The organism is Candidatus Acidiferrales bacterium, assembly GCA_035934015.1.
Taxonomy (GTDB): Bacteria; Acidobacteriota; Terriglobia; order Acidiferrales; family UBA7541; genus DAHUXN01.
In genome coordinates this window covers 161,606-180,109 of the sequence record DASYYH010000011.1, presented here as the reverse complement: position 1 = coordinate 180,109, position 18,504 = coordinate 161,606, and the positions used below count along the sequence as shown (strand labels likewise).

Sequence of the window (18,504 nt, the reverse complement as noted above, 5' to 3'; positions counted from 1 at the left end):
TAAATTCATTGGAACATTCGCTCTGATTCGAGTCAATCGCTTCGATAAAGGTGCGTGCCGCAGGTATAAGCAGGGCTAAAACGTAGTACTACCAGGGCATAATCTTGCGGATGCCCTTTTTCTTCTTGCTGGTGGATTCGGTCTTGGAATTCGCTTTTGGCGCGTTGACTTTCTTTTGCTTCGTTTTGGCATCCTTAGCTTGAGGCGTTGGAGGGCCGATTTTGGCTGCTGCCTCGTCCGTAGCAGTGCTCGTATTCATCGCCGGTGGCGCGGCATTGCTTGTTGGGATAGGTTCGGAAACAGACGGACTGGCTGTCGTTGCCGGGTCCGAGGTCATGGTGGGGTCGGCGACGGCCGCTCCCGATGACGAAGAAGTGGACTGCGTATTGACGTTTTCGCTGGCCGATCCGCCGCCATTTGCGCCTTGCGCCACAATGCTCGATGTCGTGGCTGTTCCTTGTAGGATGCTTTGCGGTGTGGCGATTTGTCCCGGCGGGTTCAAATCCGGCATGCCAGTGTGGGCAGCCGTCGAGACGTCTGGCGAACTATGCAGTATTCCCATCGCGCGGTGGACGATCCCCGGATGCTGGCTCGCAAATTTCTCCTCATACTTCGCTCTGGCCAGAGCCTCTGGATCCGGCGCGGGAATTTTGGCGCCATCCTGCGTGAGATACCTCTTGGCGTCCCCAACAAGCGGTGAAAGCGGATATTCCCTGATCAGGCGCGCATATTCAATATCGGATTGGTTGCGCCACCGTGCCCGCTCCGTTTCATTTTTCGAGTTACGAGCAGCGTGGCGATAAATATCGCCGAGCGTCCAAATGGCTCTATCACTCTGGCTAAAGAGTGGGTACCTCGTGGTCACCTCATCAAGCCGTGCTACGGCCGCGCGGTAATCCCCTTTGAAATAGTAGAAATGAGCTACATCGTAATCGCCCTGACCTAGGATTTCCTGAACCTCTCGAAGCCGCTGCTCAGCTTCGGGAACGAGCGGGCTCTTGGGATATTTCAGCAGAAAAGTCTGGAGCTCCTGCTCGGCCAGTTGCGCTTGTGTGGAGTCGCGGTCCGCTTTCTCCATCATGCGATAGTGCGACATGCCCACCTGAAGCTGAGCATAGGCAGCCTGATCGAGGAAGGGAAAGAAGACGATGTACTCCTTGTAAGCTGCCACTGCCTGCGTCAGGTTGTCGACTCCGCCCTCTTTATAATAGGAATCTGCAACCGCGAGCTTCGCGTCGGCGAGATATTCGCTGTCCGGGTAGCTATTGATCAACGTTTCCAGGTTGAGACGCGACTCGATGAAGCGCTGGTGCTTGTAGTCATTCAGCGCGCGGTCATAGAGGATCTTGTCCGGAGCGGCTGAGGAGTTCTGGTTTTTCGCCGCGGCATTGTTGCGGACAGCGCATCCCGCTGCGAGAAAGCATATCAATACCGTAGAGCCAAGCCACAGGATGGATTGTTTCGAAAAGATTCTCATCAGACCCTTTGCGAAATCGCCTCATTGGCCGCTTGCCGCATTTCGCGGACTGCGGCGCCCGGATTCGGCGTGTGAAAAATGGAGGTGCCAGCCACCAGCGTATCTGCGCCTGCGCTTACCAGTTCTGCCGTATTTTCCAGCACTACTCCCCCGTCTACGGCAATTCGAAACCCGCAATTATAGCGCGACCGTGCATCCTGCAACTCGCGAATCTTCTCCACCGTTTGCGGAATGAATTTCTGTCCGCCGAATCCCGGATTGACAGTCATGACCAGCACGGTCTCGATTCGATCCCATATCTCGCTTAGCGTTTTTACCGGTGTCGCCGGGTTAATCGCCACACCCGCCTCGCGATTTTGCTCATGAATCGACGCGATCACGCGGTCCAGATGAGCTGTCGCTTCCTGATGAACAATGATTCGGTGCGCGCCAGCCTTCGCGAACGCAGCCACAAACTCCCCCGGCCGTTCAATCATCAGATGCACATCCAGCGGCAGCCGGGTTGCCTTGCTCAGCGACTGCACGATCGGCACGCCAATCGAGATGTTCGGCACAAAATGGCCGTCCATTACGTCAACGTGGATCACCGACGCGCCCGCCTCTTCGACCGCGCGAACCTCAGCGCCGAGGATGGCAAAGTTAGCGGCCAAAATTGAGGGCGCGATTTCGAGAGGGCGACGATTCATCTCGCTCAATCGGATTGTAGCACAGGCACTGGCGTTGTTATTGCGCAACTTCGAGCTCGACCGGTGTGTCCGCATCAACTCGCGCGCCGCGCAACGGCAGTTGGGACGTGACCGTACCTGCCGGTTTGCCCGTTAGAGGCATTTGGGTAATCTTGTCAACCTTCAGGCCTGCTGCCGCCAATTCCTGCTGCGCTTCGGCGAGAGTTTTTCCTTCGAGCGCCGGCATGACGTAAGCCACTGTTTCAGGGCCGAGAGAAACAAGCATATCCACATGCGGGCTTGTGGCGTTGGCCGCACCGGCCGGAGGATCCTGCTCCAGGACAACGTCTGCGGGGAATTCCGGCAAATACGCGCTGGAAATCTCGCCTATTTGAAGGCCTTCACTCAAAAGTTCGATCTGCGCGGCACGCAGACTGCGGTTTTCGAGCAAAGGGATGGCAACTTTCTGCGGTCCAAGACTCAAAACGACGTGCACCCATTCGCCTTCTTTCAACTCTGCTCCCGCGGGAGGGCTTTGCCGCACGATCGAATCTTCCGGCAAATTGCTATAGATGCGGTCTTCGACTCTCACATGAAGGCCATACGCCGCGAGCCGCGCCTGCGCTCGCTGCAATGTGACGCCTGTGAGGCTTGGCGTGATGGTCTCGCGGCCTTGAATCGCGAAGCGCATCGTCAGGATGGCGCTCAAGAACGCAATGGACGCCAGCACAAAAACCAGCAACGCCATCCGTCCGGCCCATTCGATCCGTTCACGAAATCCCATGAAGCAGTTCTCCCAGGCGCTAGCGAGACTAGCATTCCAGAAAATTCCGTTCAACGTTCACTGCTCAATCCGCTGCGTGCTCGTTACCGTCGGCGCAGTCGCACGGCAAAAAAACCGTCAGTGTGAGCATGGGGCGGGAACGTACGAAATGCACCGTCGGCGCCAACCAGGTCGTCTACAGCAACGCCAGACGCCAGCGCGTTGTCGGGAATTTCGATCGGGCTCATCGTGAAATCCGGGTGCGCTCTCAAAATTTCGCGGACGACTTCATCATTCTCTTCGGCTTCGAGGGAACAGGTCGAGTACACGAGTTCTCCGTCGGGTGAAAGGCATTCGAGGGCTGAGGAGAGAAGAGCAACCTGTTGCCGGCGAAGTTCGGCCATGCCCTCGGGAGTCAATCGCCAGCGAATCTCTGGATTTCGCGCGAGAGTTCCGGTTCCTGAGCACGGGGCGTCTACAAGTATGCGATCGAATTTGCGCCCAAATGGCAGCGAAGTGGTACCGTCTAGCGCTACCAGCTTCACATTCACCGGACTGGCCTTCTTCAGACGCTCAGCCATCTGGCCCAGTCTCTTTTCGTGCAGGTCCGAAGCGACAATCATGGCAGTTCGTCCCGCAGCACGCCCTAGGGCGATTGTTTTTCCTCCGGGAGCAGCGCAAAGATCCAGTACGGAATTCCCCGGCGATACGTGCAAGAGTGACGGAATTAGCTGAGAGGCTTCATCTTGAATTGCGACTTTCCCTTCCTGAAAAGCGCGCGTCCCTAGCAGATTCCCGCGATTCAGGATGATTGCATCGCGCAGCAATTTCCCGGGCGCAAATTCGATTCCCGTTTCTTTGAGTGAGTGCAGCAATTCTTCTCTTTCGATCGAGTCCGTTATCGCGCACGCCTGTTTCGGCGGCTGATTATTTATTGCCAGCAACGCTCTGGTTTTTGTTTCGCCGAATTGCCGCAGCCATCGCTCGACGAGCCACGCCGGGTGCGAGAATAAAATCGAAAGCGATTCGACCGGTGGTAGTCCGGCGGGAATCAGTTCTTCCGCGGGGCGGTCTTTCTCCTCTGCTGCACGGCGCAGTACGGCATTGACCAGGGCCACAGCCGATTTCTTGCTCGTACGCTTGACTATCTCTGCGGATTCGTTGACCGCGGCCCGCGCAGGAACGCGAGAGAGAAACCGCAGCTGATAAATTCCCAGGCGTAACGCAATCAGTATTTCAGCATCAAGCCTGGCAAACTTCTTGCCCGTGTAGCGTTCAATGAAAAAATCGAGCAGGTTTTGCCGGCGCAGCACGCCGAGAACAAGCTCCGTAGTCAGCGCCGCGTCGCGAGCAGTAACGTCCGCATCTACTCGTGAGTGGAGCAAATCCGAGGCGTACGCGCGCTGCGTTTCGACGCGCAGCAAGATGCTGTATGCGATTTTTCTTGCAGGGCTGATCGCCATTGGTTTTTTGAGCAAACCTCAGGATAGGAACCGTTCTTTTGCAGCGAATCGCGCGCCGTTCGCAAATTCCTGCGCAGTCATCCGCTTCCGCCCTTCTGGCTGCACGTGCGAAACGTTGAGCCACGTTTCGCTGCCGCACGCGACGAAAATTTCGCCGCGGTTTGCGACAATCGTGCCCGGTTCGGCAGCTCCAGTTACAGAAGGGCTCTCCGCTGGCTTGCCCCAGATGTGGCACATGCGATTGCGAAATCGTGTGTATGTGCCCGGCCACGGCTGGAGCGCACGAATCTGGTTGTAAATCACCTGCGCTGGCTGCAGCCAGCCGACCAGCCCTTCCCCTTTTCTCAAAGGCGGCGCGAAGGTCGCGAGAGAATTGTCTTGCGGTCTTGGAGCGATGGCACCGCGATCCAGGTTGAGAAGCGTCTCAATCATCAGCGGCGCACCTTCTTCGGCCATTCGCGCCATCAACTGTGGAGTCGTTTCGTCCGCGCCGATTTGGATCTCTCGTTGTTCGAGAATCGGGCCTGTATCTAATCCTGCGTCGATTTGCATTGTCGTCAGGCCCGTGCGCGTCTCTCCTTGCAGAATGGCGCGTTGTATCGGCGCAGCCCCGCGATCACGCGGCAGAAGCGAACCATGCAGGTTGATCCAACCCAGGCGTGGAATCTGCAAAAGTTCGCTCGGGATAATTTGTCCATACGCAATGATAACCACGGCATCCGGCGCAATGTCTCTCAGAAACTCTCGCGCCGCGTCCTGCCGAATTTTCTCCGGTTGATAAATTCTGATGCCGGCTTCAACAGCCACATTCTTGATGGGGGGAGTCGCCGGCTTTTGACCGCGCCCGCTCGGACGGTCCGGCTGCGTGATCACCGCCTCAATAGAAAAATCTTTCTCGGCGATCAATTGCTTGAGCGCAGGAAGTCCAAATGCCGGAGTGCCGCAGAAGACGATTCTCAACGGCACGTGTTTCTACCAATCCCCAGCCTTGATCAGTTTGCGGATTTTTCTCTTGATGAGGTCGCGCTTCAGCATGCTGAGGTGATTCAAATAGAGGATGCCATCGAGGTGGTCAATTTCGTGGCAGAAGGCGCGCGCCAGCATGCCTTCGCCTTTCATCTCAAATTCTTTTCCGGCCACATCCTGCGCCCGCACGGTCACGTAAGCGGGTCGCAGCACGCTTCCGCGAAACCCGGGAATCGAAAGGCAGCCCTCCTCTTCGCGCTGTTCGCCCTCGGAATGGAGAATCCGCGGGTTGGCGAGCACAAGTTTCGCCTCCGGATTTTTGCCAACCGTCACATCAATTACGGTCAAGCGCAAGCCCAGGCCGATTTGCGGCGCCGCCAGGCCGACTCCTTGCGCTGCATACATCGATTCGAACATGTCCTCGGTGAGCTTGGCCAGATCCGCATCGAATTTTTCCACCGGCTTCGTCGGCCGTTCCAGAATCTCTGCTGGATATTTTGTAATCCGATAAATCATCGTGTCATGTCCTGTCGTGTTTCCAGGCTGCCTTAGAAGTCGTCGAGTTGCTTTAGATAGCCCTGAAAATTCCGGCGCGTTTCTTCGAGCGAATCGCCCCCGAACTTTTCCAAGAATGCTTCCGCCAGAACGTGCGATACCATCGCCTCGGCGATCACGCCCGCCGCTGGAACCACGCAAATGTCGGATCGCTCGTACGCCGCTTTCAGACTTTCTTTCGTTTGCAAATCGGCCGAAGCAAGTGCGCGGCGCAGCGTGGAAATCGGCTTCAGATAACCGCGCACCACGACATCTTCGCCGTTTGTAATTCCGCCTTCGACGCCACCAGCGCGATTCGAACTCCTTTGAAAACGCTTCCGGTTACTATCATATCCAATTTCGTCTTGAACTTCCGAGCCATAGGAAGTGGCATTCGCGACTCCGGCGCCGATCTCAACGCCTTTGACTGCTTGAACGGACATCACTGCTCGCGCCAGCCTCCCATCCAGTTTTTCATCCCACTGAGCGTGGCTTCCAAGTCCCGGAGGCGCGCCGTGCGCGACGACCTCGAAGATTCCTCCGACGGAATCGCCTGCACGCAAAGCCTGATCGACTTCAGCCTTCATCTGCGTTTCTCTTTCTGCGTCCACGCAGCGCAAAGGAGAATCCAGATTTGCACAAACAGCCTCAATTTCTCGCCACGTCACGGCGCGCTCCAGCCGGATGTGTCCCACGGCAATCGTATGGCTGAGCACTTCGATTCCGAATTCGCGAAGCAGAAGCTTGCTCATGCTTCCTGCCGCCGTCCTGGCCGCTGTCTCTCTCGCCGACGCGCGTTCGAGAACATAGCGCGCATCATGCAAATTGAATTTCAGCGCGCCGGCCAAATCTGCGTGTCCCGGCCGTGGTGAAGTCAGAGCCCGCTGCGCTTCCTCCGCGCCGTCAACATCCTCCACCGGCAGAGCTTTCTCCCAATTCTTCCAATCGCGGTTCTCGATGCGGATCGCGATCGGGGCTCCAATCGTATGTCCATGGCGCACGCCCGCCAAAAAATCCGCGTGGTCCTTCTCGATTTTCTGCCTTCCGCCGCGGCCATAGCCGAGCTGCCGACGGTGCAGTTCGCGGTTGACGAACTCCACATCCACCGCAACTCCCGCAGGCAAGCCGGAAATCCACGCAATCAGCGCCTGTCCATGGGATTCGCCCGCCGTGAAAAATCGCAGCATTCTCTAATGTGCTCGCGCGCAACCGAAGTGACGCACGATTCTACCGGACACTTTATTTAACGTAAAGCAACCTCAAGCGTTCGGCGTCGAAAATACCTTTCGAGACGCCTTGACGTCCCCTGCGGTGAACGTTACGCTGTCGCTGCACCCTCTGTGCACGATGGCGACGCTCACTCCAAAGATGCCCGAGCCTTCTCAGCCTTCGCTCATCTCCACGCTCGATATAGCGTTCAAGCGCATCGTCCTTTCGCTGCAAAATTACTCCTTTCTCTTGGCCGATACAGTCGTCAAGATGCTTTCGCCGCCGTTTTATTTTGAGGATGTCCTCGAGCAGACGGACCTCATCGGCGTGGGTTCCCTGCCGATCATTTTGCTGACGGGCCTTTTTATCGGCGGCGTCATGGTGTTGAACACCGCACAACAGTTCCAGCGTTTCGGAGAAACAGCCATCACGGGCTATGCGGTTTCTCTTGCGTTAGTGCGTGAGCTTGGGCCGGTGATCGCCGGACTCCTCGTCACGGGCCGGAACGGCTCGGCCATCGCGTCGGAACTCGGATCGATGGTTGTCACAGAGCAGGTGGACGCCATGCGAGCGCTCGGCGTGGATCCTGTGAGGAAATTGGTGGTTCCGCGCGTGCTTGCCACGTTGATCGCATTGCCTTTGCTTACTGCCGTCGCTGATCTCGTCGGCCTCATCGGCGGTTACATCGTTTCGCACTTTATGCTGGGTCTTAGTGCTCCTCAATTTTGGAATCAAGCGATTCAGGCGCTCGCTTTTGGAGACTTGGTCATGGGTATAACGAAGCCCGTGGCTTTCGCCCTGCTGATTTCCACGATCGGTTGCTTCTATGGTCTTCGCACGCAAGGGGGCACGCAAGGCGTTGGGCGCTCGACGACGTCGGCCGTTGTGGCTGGTTCGATCACCATTATCATCTTCGATTTCTTCCTCCAGAAGCTCCTGATGTACTGGTTTGTTCGGTAAGGGAGGGTTCGCGTGGGCCGAATCGGAAGACTTTGTGAACCGAAAGCATCAATGATTTGCCTGAGATTCCGTTTATGAGCGCTGGCAAGACGCTGCAAGATTCGGAGACCGTGCCGGGCAAGCCGCTCATCCGGTTCGAGAATGTCAGCATCGGTTTCGAGGAAGGCGATGTTCTTCGCGGCATTTCGTTCGAAGTCGCGCCCGGGGAAACGAAAGTTGTTCTGGGCGAAAGCGGTTCCGGCAAGTCGGTTCTCCTCAAGTTAGGCGCCGCCCTCTTGCGCCCGGATTCAGGGCGCGTCCTCGTCATGGGCCGTGACTTGGCCGAAATGAACGAAGTCGGTCTCCTCGATTTCCGGCGTCGCATCGGGTTTGTGTTTCAAGAGGGCGCGCTTTTCGATTCTCTGGGCGTTGCGGACAATGTCTCGTTCCGCCTTCGCGAAGAGGCCGTTTCGATCGAAGAAACAGAGCAACGCGTACGCGAGGCCTTGCGATTTGTGGAAATGGAAGAAGCGTATGACAAGTTTCCTTCGGAACTCTCCGGCGGCATGCGCCGGCGCGTCTCCATCGCTCGCGCCATTGTCGACCAGCCGCCCATCGTTTATTACGATTCGCCGACAGCCGGCCTTGACCCGGTCACTAGCCAGACAATCATCACGCTCATTCTTCGCCTTCGAGATCGGAATGGCGTCACGTCGCTTTTGGCCACGCACCGCCTTCAGGATGCTTTCGGCTTGGCCAATTTTGTTTTCGAGCCAAAAGAGAACCGCGTTATGCCGGTCTGGGAGGATGAGGATGGCTTGCATTTCGCTCCCACGAATTTCGTTGTGCTTCGCGGCGGGGAGATTTATTTTCAGGGTGCGACGACAGACTTGCTCAAATCGTCCGATCCGTATCTCCAAAAATTTCTTGCGTGATTTTGCTGGCGAAGGATTGCCGGGAGTCCGGTTTGTAGCAAACAGAATTTAGAATTTCAGGAGGAAAGACATGGCGAAGCAAAAACAGTTGACCTGGACGGAACTTCGCGTCGGTCTGTTTGTTCTCGTGGGCTTGTTCGTTCTGGCGATCGCGATTTTTTATGTCACTGGCGTCAATTTCTGGGGCGCGAAGTACCGGATTAAAACCTTTCTGCCGGAAGCACTGGATCTTCAGTCAGGCGCGGACGTCAGTCTGGCGGGTGTTCGTGTCGGTAACGTCTTGGATATCAAGATCAATCCCCATCCGACCGACAAAATGCACAACATCGAGATCGATATGAGTATCGACAAGCGTTTCCAGGACATGATTCGCAGCGATTCGCAAGCTAGCCTCGTCACTCAAGGTCTTCTTGGCGACCGCTATGTCACTATCACGCGTGGTCTGACCGGCTCGGTCATCCCAAGCAATGGGAATGTCCCCGGTTATCCTGGCAAAGATGTTACCCAGGTCGTCGAGCGCGGCGTGGAGTTGGAGGCGAACCTGAGCGTGTTGACTCAGCAGGTCGGCGAGATTATCAGCGCTGTACGCAGGGGGCAGGGCACGGTTGGAAAATTCATCTACGATCCGTCGCTCTATAACCATCTTGATACCATGGCGACGAAGGCCGAGTCGATGGTGGCGGATGTTCAGGCGGGCAAGGGTTCCGTGGGCAAAATGCTCGCGTCCGACGATCTCTACAAAAAGGTCGACGCCACAATGGACAACGTCCAGTCAATGACGGCGGCCGTAAACTCGCAAAAAGGAAGCCTCGGCAAGTTCATTTACGATCCGAACTTTTACGACCAAACGCACCAGCTCCTCACGAACGCGAACGCGCTTGTTTCCGGCATACGCAACGGCCAAGGGACTGCGGGGAAGCTATTCACAGACGACTCGCTTTTCACAAATCTTCGTGACGCTTCGGCGAACATCCGCGATGTCACAGGAAAGCTGAATAATGGCCAGGGAACGTTCGGCAAGTTCTTCACCGATCCGCAGCTTTATGACAATATGACCGGGCTCACTGGAGATATGCGTCTGCTCATCGGAGATTTTCGGCGCGATCCGAAAAAATTCCTGCACGTGAAATTGGGCATCTTCTGATCGAATTGTGATCGAGCGAAAGCGCGCTGCGGATCGAGCTCGACTTTTTGAACTCGCCGTAGTGCCCGTGTACGCATGCAAGCTGGCATGGAGAATTTTTCGCATCTCCTTGTATAATTATCCCTGCGCCGGAGTGGCGGAACTGGCAGACGCGTTGGACTCAAAATCCAATGGTGCTTAGCATCATGAGGGTTCGACCCCCTCCTCCGGCACCATCTTTGCTTCAACTTCTCACTTTTTGCATTCCCGCCGCGACGCTGCTGACGACTCCTTACAGGCTGCAAATTAGGACGAGCGTACCAGTCAAACCGCGCCTCCGTACCATTGCTGCCAATCGCCGATTGAGAATATTCTGCGATTTCGTCATGAGCGTAATGTCACAAGTTCGCCCCACGGGCAGGGTGCTTCGCCGCAGTAAACGCCTTAAGCTGGCCGTCCCTGTGGAAGTTACGGCGCTCGAGGGCGAAGCGGAAGCCTTTCGTGAAGCGACGCAAGTCATGGACGTTAACGCCCATGGCGGCCTTCTGATCCTCGAAGCCAGTGTTCGCCACGGTCAGACGCTGCGCGTACGCAACCGGCACAGCCAGGAGCAGCAGGAATGCCGCGTCGTAAACATCGAAGCAGCGGCTGGAGGGAAGTGGGCCGTCGGGATTGAGTTCACCAGCCCGGCGGAGACTTTTTGGCAAATCTCCTTCCCGCCGTCCGCGCCGCGAGCGGCCACAGAAAGCCGCGAATAATAATCCCTCGTCAGACAGTTTTCAGTGTCTTGCCCCGCCGTTTATATCTGAGAACACACTCGCTAAAGTACTATACGTCCTGAAAGCCTTTCTGTGCTTAGATTCTAAATCAATGGAAGATTCGTCTCCAATCAAGCCCGACCAAATGCCGCCGGAAGATCCTCTGGTTGCTCGCGCGCATGAAATTCGCCGCGGTTTGAGGAAACTGGAGCACAGGCAATGGTGGATGGCTTCTTCGGCCATGCTCGTCATTCTGCTGCTGACCGTTGGAGTGGCTTCCTTCGCGTTTCCCGAAATCATGCACTGGGGAGAAGGCACGTATTCTTTCTTCCTTTCTCAGGCGGTGCGCGGACTGATTGGGCTGGTCCTGCTGTTCGTGGTTTACACGATTTATCAGCAGCATTTGATCAACAAGATTCGGTCCCAGCTTGCCGACCAGGTGGACTCGGTCGCCAAGGTCGAATTGCTGACGCAAGAGGTCTATAAGCTGGCGGTTCTCGACCCGCTGACGAATCTGCACAACCGGCGCTCCGGCGAGCAGCGGCTCTTCGAGGAGATTGCGCGGTCGCGGCGGCATACCCGTCCGCTGACAGTTCTTCTGCTGGACCTCGATGGCTTGAAGCAATGCAACGACAAGTTTGGCCACGATATGGGCGACAAGATGCTGCGCACGTTCGCCGACCGGCTGAAGCGGGCCATTCGCGGGTCCGACCTCGCGGTCCGGCTTGGCGGCGACGAGTTCATGCTGATCCTGCCGGAATGCCGGGCGGAAGAAGTGCGAATTGTCTTGAATCGCGTGAGCGGCCTGGAAATCGAATGCCCGGGCGAGATTGTTCCGGTCACTTTCGCCTGCGGCTGGGCCGATTATCAGCAGGGCGAGACCGCCCAGCAGCTCCTGAAGCGCGCCGACGAAGCTCTTTATGCCGATAAGCGCGCGGCCAAGGAAGGCGGCCCGCGCCGAATGCCATTCCCTCTGCCTTCTCCTGCCAGCTGACCTGCTGACAGCCGTCCTCTGAAAGTTTGCCGATGCGCATGAGACGCCTGCGGATGAGCACGCTTGGAGGCAAGGCCTATGCCCTATATTTGGGCAGTGTCCGAAATCGCAAAATTTTTCAAAAAACCATGAGAATAAGAATAAGCGATTAAAATTGAGTTGATGTGAACCGAATTGTGGACGGCCTTTGGCGGGATTTGTTTGAAGCGCGGTGTGCGTAGCGCGGCCCGATGAAATCTATCGGGCCCTACAAAGGCAGTAGCCCCGATGATCCCGCCGAGATGAAAGGCATTACTCTTTTGTACCTGATTGCACAAATTGGCAAGCGTTTACTCTTGCGTGTCGGGGTGTTGCCCAGTAAGATACCCTTTCAAGGAGAGCAAATGCCGAAAGAAAAACCGAAAGTGAACATTGGCGAGGTGATCCGGTCGTATCGCAACGATCGCGGGCTTTCGCAGGGGGACATCGAACGGCGCACGGGCCTGCTGCGCTGCTATCTTTCGCGCGTGGAGAACGGGCACACGGTGCCGTCGCTCGAAACGCTGGCGAAGATTGCCGAGGCGATGGACATCAACCTGGCGGATTTCTTTCCGGGCGCGGATACGGCGCAAGACCGCGAAACGAAACGGGCACTGGGCGAGCTTTCCGAAGAGGAGATTCGTTTTCTGGCGGAGATCAAGCGCTACAGCACGACACTGACCGAGGATGACAAGAAACTCGTCCTGGCGATGATTCGCAAGATGGCGACGGTGATTCCACGAGCGGCGGCGCAGGCGCCAAAATCGCGCGCCGCGTCGCACCGCGCGTCGTATTGATTGCGGCTGATGAGCTGCGTTCGAAAAACTTAAACTGGCGCAATAAGCGATAGGGCAGGAATTTATTTCTGGAAACGCGCCAGGTCTATAATCGCGCGATAGACTTTTCCGCGACCCACGAGCAGTTCACCTGCAAGCGCCTCCACTTCAAACATCAGGAATCGCTCTTCGTTTCCAGAGAGTCGCGCGCGGGCTTGAATCAGTGTTCCCTGCGGCACAGCCTTCAGGTGATCCACCTCGATGCGCGTTCCGACGCTGATGAATCCTTCGGGCAAATGCGGGCGGATGGCTAGCGCCGCGGCGATTTCCATCAAGCCGATCATTGCGGGAGTCGAGAAGATCGTTGGCAGGCGTGCGTCGTATGCGGCGATGGTCCACTCGAAGGGGACTTCGCGTTCGACAATGGCGGAGAGACCGAGCGAAAGCGAATGAGGGAGTGGGTGTGAAGTATTCGGCCTTCGCGAAGAGTGAGCAGGGTTTTTCGCCGCTGATTTTTTGGCGCTGGATTTTCGCCTGAGCGCGTGGCGCTTCGCGGGTTTGCGCTTCATGACGTAGCTTTTTCGCTGACGTCGCCAGAGCGCGGCACGCGGAGAAAATCGCGCGCGACTTCGGTGATCGTCGCGCCGAACTGCACCCAGAGACGTTTGCGGAGGCTGCGGTAATCCTGCGCGCCGCTGAAGAGATCGCGAAGGAGGTCGCGGAACGTCGCGCTGCGCTGCGCGAATTGCACCATGCGCGTGGTAACGGCGCCGCCGAGAAAACTCCCCCGAAAAACGCGGCGCACGAGGCTCGTGGCGATTTCGAGATCGGCAACGAATTCGGCGCGCAGGCCGGCAGGATAGCTTTCCGGCTGGCCTTGAATCAGCGATTCGGCGAGGAGATCGCCGGAGCGCAGGGCGTAGAACAATCCTTCGCCGGTAATGGGGTCGACGCAAGCGGCGGCGTCGCCGGCGAGCGCCCAGTTGCGGCCGGCAATTTTTCGATGGCGCAGAGTGGCGAGGCGCGGCGAAGGCAGCACGTGGCTATAAAAGCGCGCGCCGGCCGCGGCGATTTTCTCATCACGGACGAAATCGTCGAGCAGGCCGCGAAGGCTTTGCGTCGTGTATTGGGCCATCTTGGCGCAGATGCCGACGGAAAGATGATCGGCGCGCGGGAATGACCAGATGTAGCCGTTCATGCGATCGAGGAATTTGATTTTTACGACTTCTTCTTCGGCGGGAACAAAATAGCCGAGCGTGACTTCGAGATCTTCGGCGCGGAGCGGAGTCGTGCCCGGCAGCAACTGATTGCGTGCGCCGGTGGCGAGGACGGCGAAATCGGCGGCGTGTTCGCGGCCGGCGGCAGTCAGCGTGACGCCGGTTCCGTTCGTATCGAGCGCGGTGACGCGTGCATGAACGGTTTCGCAGCCTGCGGCAGCGGCGCGGTCGAGAAGCAATCCATTGAGAACCGCGCGGGAATAGATCACGAGTGGGCGCGACATCTCGAAGCGCGCGCGATGGCCTTGCGAGGAAATCAATTCGGCGGTGAAAATTTCCTTCTTCTTCTGCGGGCCGCTGAGGAGAAAGGGATATTTTTCGATGGCCTTGTGCGTCAGGCCGCCGCCGCAGGGCTTTTCCCAGGCCAGATGCTCATCGAAGAGCGTGACGCGGAATCCGGCGCTGGCCAGTTTTTCGCCGCAGAGCGCCCCGGCGGGCCCTCCGCCAACAACCGCTATCTGTTTCATTCTGCCGCTTTAAGCAATGTGAAGGGCGAGTCAAATCGAACATCGGAATTATAACATCGAAATTCATGGTTCCAAGAAGTTCGTGCGGAGACGTAACAAATGTCTCGCGTGGACGTGATAAAATCTCAGCTGTAGTGGATGCGCGTTAAACCGCGCTGGGGAATCGTTGGGGAAAGTAGTTACCCAGGAAGAGTTGATCAGCAGAGTGGCCGAGGAAAAGGCCGCTCAGCGCCGAATTGTGTTCACAAACGGCTGCTACGACCTGCTCCATCCCGGCCACATCCGGCTTCTCGAATCTGCCCGCGAACTGGGCGACATTCTCATCCTGGCGCTGAATACGGACCGCAGCGTCCGCGAAAACAAAGGCGTGAATCGCCCCGTCGTCGGCGAAGCGGAGCGTGCAGAAGTCGCTGCAGCACTGGAGGCAGTGGATTACGTCGTATTGTTCGACGAGCCGACGCCGCGCGAAATCATCACGCGCGTCTTGCCGGATGTGCTGGTGAAGGGAAGCGACTGGGGCCCGAATGAAGTCGTAGGCCGCGAAGAAGTGGAAGCCGCGGGCGGGCGCGTAGTTTCCATTCCACTCGAGCCGGGATACTCCACCTCGACGATCATCGAACGCATTCAGAAAATTCCGTCATGATCCTTCCGCTGACGGGCGAGCTGCTTTCGCGCATTGGCCACGAGCGCTCGGTCGAGGAGTGCTTCGACCGATTGCGGCGAGGCGCAACCGCTCAAGCGGGCAAGCGCGAAGTTTCGCTGGCGGGACTGACGGATTCGGCCAAAGCGCTCATCGTCGCGCTGGCTGTGCAGGCGCTGGCAAAGCCTGCCATTTTTCTCGTCGAGTCAAACCAGAAAGCCGAAAGCATCCAGCCGCTTGTGGATTATTTTTTGCGCGCGCTTGGGAAATCCGATGCGCAAGTTATGGCGCTGCCCGAGCACGAAGTGCTGCCGTATGACCACCAATCGCCTCATCCAGAAATTTCCGCAGCGCGCGCGACGGCGCTCTGGCGGCTGACGAGCGGCGAGGCGGATGTGGTGATTGCGCCGGTGAACGCGGCGGTGCTGCGTCTTCGCGGCCCGGAATTTTATCGCAGCCTGGCGCTGACGCTGGAGCGCGACGAAGACGTGCCGCGCGAGGAATTTCTCGCGCATCTGGCGAGCGTCGGCTATGAAGCTGCAGAAACCGTCGAAATGGCCGGGCAGTTTGCCGTGCGCGGCGGGATCATGGACATTTTTCCGCCCGAGGCGCAGCGGCCCGTGCGGCTTGAACTGCTCGGCGACACGCTGGAATCGATCCGCGAGTTCGATCCGGAAACGCAGCGTTCGACGAATTCGCTCGAGCGCATCACGCTTTTGCCGCTGACGGATTATCCGCGCAGCTCGGAACAACTGGAACGATTGCGCGAACTCATTGTCGCGGGGCATGAAGGCTCCATCGCGGAAGGCTCGGAGCCATCTGCGGGATTTTTCCCCGGCTGGGAATTTCAATCATCGCGAACTGGCGAGCGCGAGTCGCATTTGCTGTGGCTCAGCGAAAATGCGGTGCTAATCGAAGATGAGCCTTCAGCGCTCGATGCGGCGCTCGAAAAATATCGCGCGCATTTTGCGGAAGCGGCCGCGGAGGAACCGAACGCGTCGCCGCCGGAAAGCTACATTCTCAGCGAAGAAGAGTGGCGCCGCGCCCGAACATCTGTTTCCGCGCTGAAACTCGAACAGTTGGCCATCGAAGGTGAAAGTGAATCGCGGTTTAGCCTGCCCACGCGGCCGACCACGGGTTACCGCGGCAATGTTGCCGCGTTCATGGCCGAGCTGAAAGGCCGCCTGGCGGCAGGCGAGCAGGTTCTCCTGAGTGCGGCGAGCACAGGAGAACTGGAGCGACTCGCTGACCTCAGCCACGAATACGAGTTGCCGTACCGGCTCGGTGAACTGGGACAAGGAGCAACGGCGTCGCGGTTGGTGGATGAAGCGAGCGGCGGAAGCGTTCCTGCCGCGGTGCTGATCAAAGCGCCGCTTGAAGAGGGCGTGGACTTTTCCTCAACGAAGCTCGCGATTTTTGGCAATTCGGATCTGTTTGAGGCGGTCGCCGCGCCCGCCGCTCGGAAACGTGGCCGCGCGAAGACGGCAAGTTTTTTCAGCGATTTTTCGGAACTGAAGCCGGGCGATTTTGTGGTCCATGTGGATCATGGGATTGGGCGTTTTCAGGGCTTGCGGCAAGTGAATGTGGACGGCGTGATGGGCGAATTTCTTCAGCTTGAATACGCTGAAGACGCGAAGCTCTACGTCCCGCTGACGCGGCTGGATCTGGTGCAGAAGTATCAATCCCTCGGAGGCGCGACGCCGCGGCTCGACCGGCTGGGAGCGCAGGCGTGGGAAGCGCGCAAGTCGCGCGTGAAAAAATCCGTCAACGACATGGCGCAGCGTCTGCTGAAGCTCTATGCCGAGCGCAAGGCCGTGAAGGGACACGCGTATCCGGCAGATACGCCGTGGCAGGCGGAATTCGAGGACGCGTTTGAATTTCAGGAAACGACTGATCAGATGCGCGCCATCGAGGATGTGAAGCGCGATCTGGAAGGTTCGCAGCCGATGGACCGGCTGCTGTGCGGCGACGTCGGCTACGGCAAGACGGAAGTTGCCATGCGCGCGGCGTTCAAGGCCGTGGGAGATTCGAAGCAGGCGGCGGTGCTGGCGCCGACGACCGTGCTGGCATATCAACACTACGAAACTTTCCGCCGGCGATTCGCTGCATTTCCTGTGCATATCGCGATGCTGAGCCGTTTTCAAAACCCGCGCGAGCAGAAGAAAATTCTTGCCGATCTGGAAGCCGGGAAAATTGATATTGTCATCGGAACGCACCGGCTGCTTTCGAAGGATGTGAAATTCCATGATCTCGGTTTGCTCGTGGTGGACGAAGAGCAGCGCTTCGGCGTCGCGCACAAGGAGCGCATCAAAGAGATGCGCAAAAATGTGGATGTGCTGACGATGTCGGCCACGCCGATCCCGCGAACGCTGCACATGTCGCTGGTTGGGCTGCGCGACATGTCCGTGATTGAAACGCCGCCGAAAGACCGGCTGGCAATTCAGACAGTGGTTGCACCGTTTGACAAAAATCTGGTTCGCCGCGCGATCACCGAAGAAATGGCGCGCGGCGGGCAGGTGTTTTTCGTGCACAATCGCGTGGAATCCATCGCTTCGGTCGCGACGATGGTCCAGGAACTGGTGCCGAAGGCGCGCATCGTGGTGGGTCACGGGCAGATGAGCGAGCAGGAATTAAGCAAAGTGATGATGAAATTCATGCGTCATGAAGCCGATGTGCTGGTGGCGACCACGATTATCGAAAATGGACTGGATATTCCGAGCGCGAATACGATCCTCATCAATCGTGCCGATCGCCTGGGACTTTCCGAGTTATACCAACTTCGCGGCCGTGTGGGACGTTCAAACCAGCGCGCCTATGCGTATCTGCTTGTGCCGCCGGAGACTTCGCTTTCCGGTCTGGCGCGGCAAAGGTTGGCGGCGCTCAAGGAATTCAGCGACCTCGGTGCCGGATTTCGCATTGCCGCTCTCGATCTCGAACTGCGAGGTGCGGGAAACATGCTGGGAAGCGAGCAGCACGGGCACATCGAGGCTGTCGGCTTTGACATGTATTGCCAGATGCTCGAGCGCGCGGTCTCGGAACGCAAAGGCGAAGCCGTTCAGCCGGAGCGGCGCGCGACGCTAAACCTTGGACTGGACATCCGAATCCCGGCGGAATACATCGAAAATGAAAGCTCGCGCTTGCGCGTGTATAAGCGCATCGCCGGCGTCTCGACGGAAGAGATGCGCGGCGAAGTGCTGGAGGAACTGCGCGACCGGTTCGGCGCTCCGCCGCACGCCGTCGAAAATCTTCTGGAGTACGCGCTGCTGAAGGCGCTGGCGGAAAAATTGCTGGTGGCGTCCATCGACAAACGCGGCGAAAGCGTTGCGATTCGCTGGCATGAAGATACGCCGGTAAAGCCGGAAACCTTGGTGAAAATCATTCGAACGCGCAAGAATATGAGGCTTGATCCGGCCGGAACGCTCTGGGTGCAATGGAAGCATAAACCGGGAAAAATAACCGATGCGGTAAGAAACGTATTGCTTGAACTACAAACGTAGGGG

The 18,504-nt window shown here is 57.6% G+C and carries 17 protein-coding genes and 1 tRNA gene; 9 read left to right on the top strand and 9 right to left on the bottom strand.

What is annotated here, in order from left to right; all coding sequences use genetic code 11:
• Positions 1–88 precede the first annotated feature (88 nt).
• The 7 genes from bamD to aroC all read right to left on the bottom strand — a co-directional run bounded on the left by bamD (position 89) and on the right by aroC (position 7,055).
• On the bottom strand, positions 89–1,477 hold the full coding sequence (gene bamD, locus VGR81_05865; GenBank protein HEV2288464.1) for an outer membrane protein assembly factor BamD: 1,389 nt from the start codon (positions 1,475–1,477) through the stop codon (positions 89–91).
• A complete protein-coding gene (gene rpe / locus VGR81_05860) occupies positions 1,477–2,163 on the bottom strand; it encodes a ribulose-phosphate 3-epimerase (protein HEV2288463.1) in 687 nt (228 codons plus the stop codon). The genes bamD and rpe overlap by 1 nt, the downstream gene beginning before the upstream one ends.
• Before the next feature lie 37 nt (positions 2,164–2,200).
• On the bottom strand, positions 2,201–2,926 hold the full coding sequence (locus VGR81_05855) for a PASTA domain-containing protein (protein ID HEV2288462.1): 726 nt from the start codon (positions 2,924–2,926) through the stop codon (positions 2,201–2,203).
• Positions 2,927–3,009: 83 nt separating this feature from the next.
• Positions 3,010–4,368: a 16S rRNA (cytosine(967)-C(5))-methyltransferase RsmB gene (rsmB, locus tag VGR81_05850; protein HEV2288461.1), complete on the bottom strand. Its 1,359-nt coding sequence runs from the start codon at positions 4,366–4,368 to the stop codon at positions 3,010–3,012.
• Positions 4,369–4,386: 18 nt separating this feature from the next.
• Positions 4,387–5,334 carry a methionyl-tRNA formyltransferase gene (gene fmt, locus VGR81_05845; GenBank protein HEV2288460.1) on the bottom strand — a complete coding sequence of 316 codons (948 nt, stop codon included), beginning with the start codon at positions 5,332–5,334 and terminating at the stop codon, positions 4,387–4,389.
• Positions 5,335–5,340: 6 nt separating this feature from the next.
• Positions 5,341–5,850, bottom strand: a complete 510-nt coding sequence (def, locus tag VGR81_05840; GenBank protein HEV2288459.1) for a peptide deformylase — start codon at positions 5,848–5,850, stop codon at positions 5,341–5,343.
• A gap of 32 nt (positions 5,851–5,882) precedes the next feature.
• A complete protein-coding gene (gene aroC, locus VGR81_05835; GenBank protein ID HEV2288458.1) occupies positions 5,883–7,055 on the bottom strand; it encodes a chorismate synthase in 1,173 nt (390 codons plus the stop codon).
• A 109-nt stretch (positions 7,056–7,164) separates the two neighbouring features.
• Between aroC and VGR81_05830 the strand changes: the two genes are divergently transcribed.
• The 7 genes from VGR81_05830 (at position 7,165) to VGR81_05800 (ending at position 12,641) form a co-directional block, all read left to right on the top strand.
• On the top strand, positions 7,165–8,037 hold the full coding sequence (locus VGR81_05830; protein ID HEV2288457.1) for an ABC transporter permease: 873 nt from the start codon (positions 7,165–7,167) through the stop codon (positions 8,035–8,037).
• 74 nt (positions 8,038–8,111) lie between these two features.
• A complete protein-coding gene (locus tag VGR81_05825) occupies positions 8,112–8,951 on the top strand; it encodes an ATP-binding cassette domain-containing protein (GenBank protein HEV2288456.1) in 840 nt (279 codons plus the stop codon).
• A 70-nt stretch (positions 8,952–9,021) separates the two neighbouring features.
• Complete coding sequence (locus tag VGR81_05820) at positions 9,022–10,095, top strand: MlaD family protein (GenBank protein HEV2288455.1); 1,074 nt, start codon at positions 9,022–9,024, stop codon at positions 10,093–10,095.
• A gap of 127 nt (positions 10,096–10,222) precedes the next feature.
• A tRNA-Leu gene (locus tag VGR81_05815) sits at positions 10,223–10,310 on the top strand.
• A 159-nt stretch (positions 10,311–10,469) separates the two neighbouring features.
• Positions 10,470–10,832 carry a PilZ domain-containing protein gene (locus VGR81_05810; GenBank protein HEV2288454.1) on the top strand — a complete coding sequence of 121 codons (363 nt, stop codon included), beginning with the start codon at positions 10,470–10,472 and terminating at the stop codon, positions 10,830–10,832.
• Between the two features lie 112 nt (positions 10,833–10,944).
• A complete protein-coding gene (locus VGR81_05805; GenBank protein HEV2288453.1) occupies positions 10,945–11,826 on the top strand; it encodes a GGDEF domain-containing protein in 882 nt (293 codons plus the stop codon).
• Between the two features lie 383 nt (positions 11,827–12,209).
• A complete protein-coding gene (locus tag VGR81_05800; GenBank protein ID HEV2288452.1) occupies positions 12,210–12,641 on the top strand; it encodes a helix-turn-helix transcriptional regulator in 432 nt (143 codons plus the stop codon).
• Positions 12,642–12,703: 62 nt separating this feature from the next.
• Here VGR81_05800 and VGR81_05795 read toward each other — a convergent pair whose 3' ends face one another.
• Both VGR81_05795 and VGR81_05790 read right to left on the bottom strand, forming a co-directional pair.
• Positions 12,704–13,189: a hotdog domain-containing protein gene (locus VGR81_05795; GenBank protein ID HEV2288451.1), complete on the bottom strand. Its 486-nt coding sequence runs from the start codon at positions 13,187–13,189 to the stop codon at positions 12,704–12,706.
• Positions 13,186–14,364: an FAD-dependent oxidoreductase gene (locus VGR81_05790; GenBank protein ID HEV2288450.1), complete on the bottom strand. Its 1,179-nt coding sequence runs from the start codon at positions 14,362–14,364 to the stop codon at positions 13,186–13,188. The genes VGR81_05795 and VGR81_05790 overlap by 4 nt, the downstream gene beginning before the upstream one ends.
• A gap of 166 nt (positions 14,365–14,530) precedes the next feature.
• Here VGR81_05790 and rfaE2 point away from each other — a divergent pair, with 166 nt between their 5' ends.
• Entirely contained in the window at positions 14,531–15,007 is a 477-nt protein-coding gene (gene rfaE2, locus VGR81_05785) for a D-glycero-beta-D-manno-heptose 1-phosphate adenylyltransferase (GenBank protein HEV2288449.1), read from the top strand.
• Positions 15,004–18,501, top strand: coding sequence for a transcription-repair coupling factor (gene mfd / locus VGR81_05780; GenBank protein ID HEV2288448.1), 3,498 nt, complete (start codon positions 15,004–15,006; stop codon positions 18,499–18,501). Before rfaE2 ends, mfd begins: the two co-directional genes overlap by 4 nt.
• Positions 18,502–18,504 lie beyond the last annotated feature (3 nt).

Excerpts from the sequence above, each read along its gene's own strand:
- VGR81_05795 (HEV2288451.1), bottom strand. The coding sequence starts at position 13,189 with ATGAAGCGCAAACCCGCGAAGCGCCACGCGCTCAGGCGAAAATCCAGC.
- rsmB (HEV2288461.1), bottom strand. The coding sequence starts at position 4,368 with ATGGCGATCAGCCCTGCAAGAAAAATCGCATACAGCATCTTGCTGCGC.
- bamD (HEV2288464.1), bottom strand. The coding sequence starts at position 1,477 with ATGAGAATCTTTTCGAAACAATCCATCCTGTGGCTTGGCTCTACGGTA.
- VGR81_05825 (HEV2288456.1), top strand. The coding sequence starts at position 8,112 with ATGAGCGCTGGCAAGACGCTGCAAGATTCGGAGACCGTGCCGGGCAAG.
- VGR81_05855 (HEV2288462.1), bottom strand. The coding sequence starts at position 2,926 with ATGGGATTTCGTGAACGGATCGAATGGGCCGGACGGATGGCGTTGCTG.
- rpe (HEV2288463.1), bottom strand. The coding sequence starts at position 2,163 with ATGAATCGTCGCCCTCTCGAAATCGCGCCCTCAATTTTGGCCGCTAAC.
- VGR81_05805 (HEV2288453.1), top strand. The coding sequence starts at position 10,945 with ATGGAAGATTCGTCTCCAATCAAGCCCGACCAAATGCCGCCGGAAGAT.
- VGR81_05800 (HEV2288452.1), top strand. The coding sequence starts at position 12,210 with ATGCCGAAAGAAAAACCGAAAGTGAACATTGGCGAGGTGATCCGGTCG.
- mfd (HEV2288448.1), top strand. The coding sequence starts at position 15,004 with ATGATCCTTCCGCTGACGGGCGAGCTGCTTTCGCGCATTGGCCACGAG.
- VGR81_05790 (HEV2288450.1), bottom strand. The coding sequence starts at position 14,364 with ATGAAACAGATAGCGGTTGTTGGCGGAGGGCCCGCCGGGGCGCTCTGC.
- def (HEV2288459.1), bottom strand. The coding sequence starts at position 5,850 with ATGATTTATCGGATTACAAAATATCCAGCAGAGATTCTGGAACGGCCG.
- VGR81_05810 (HEV2288454.1), top strand. The coding sequence starts at position 10,470 with ATGTCACAAGTTCGCCCCACGGGCAGGGTGCTTCGCCGCAGTAAACGC.
- VGR81_05820 (HEV2288455.1), top strand. The coding sequence starts at position 9,022 with ATGGCGAAGCAAAAACAGTTGACCTGGACGGAACTTCGCGTCGGTCTG.
- aroC (HEV2288458.1), bottom strand. The coding sequence starts at position 7,055 with ATGCTGCGATTTTTCACGGCGGGCGAATCCCATGGACAGGCGCTGATT.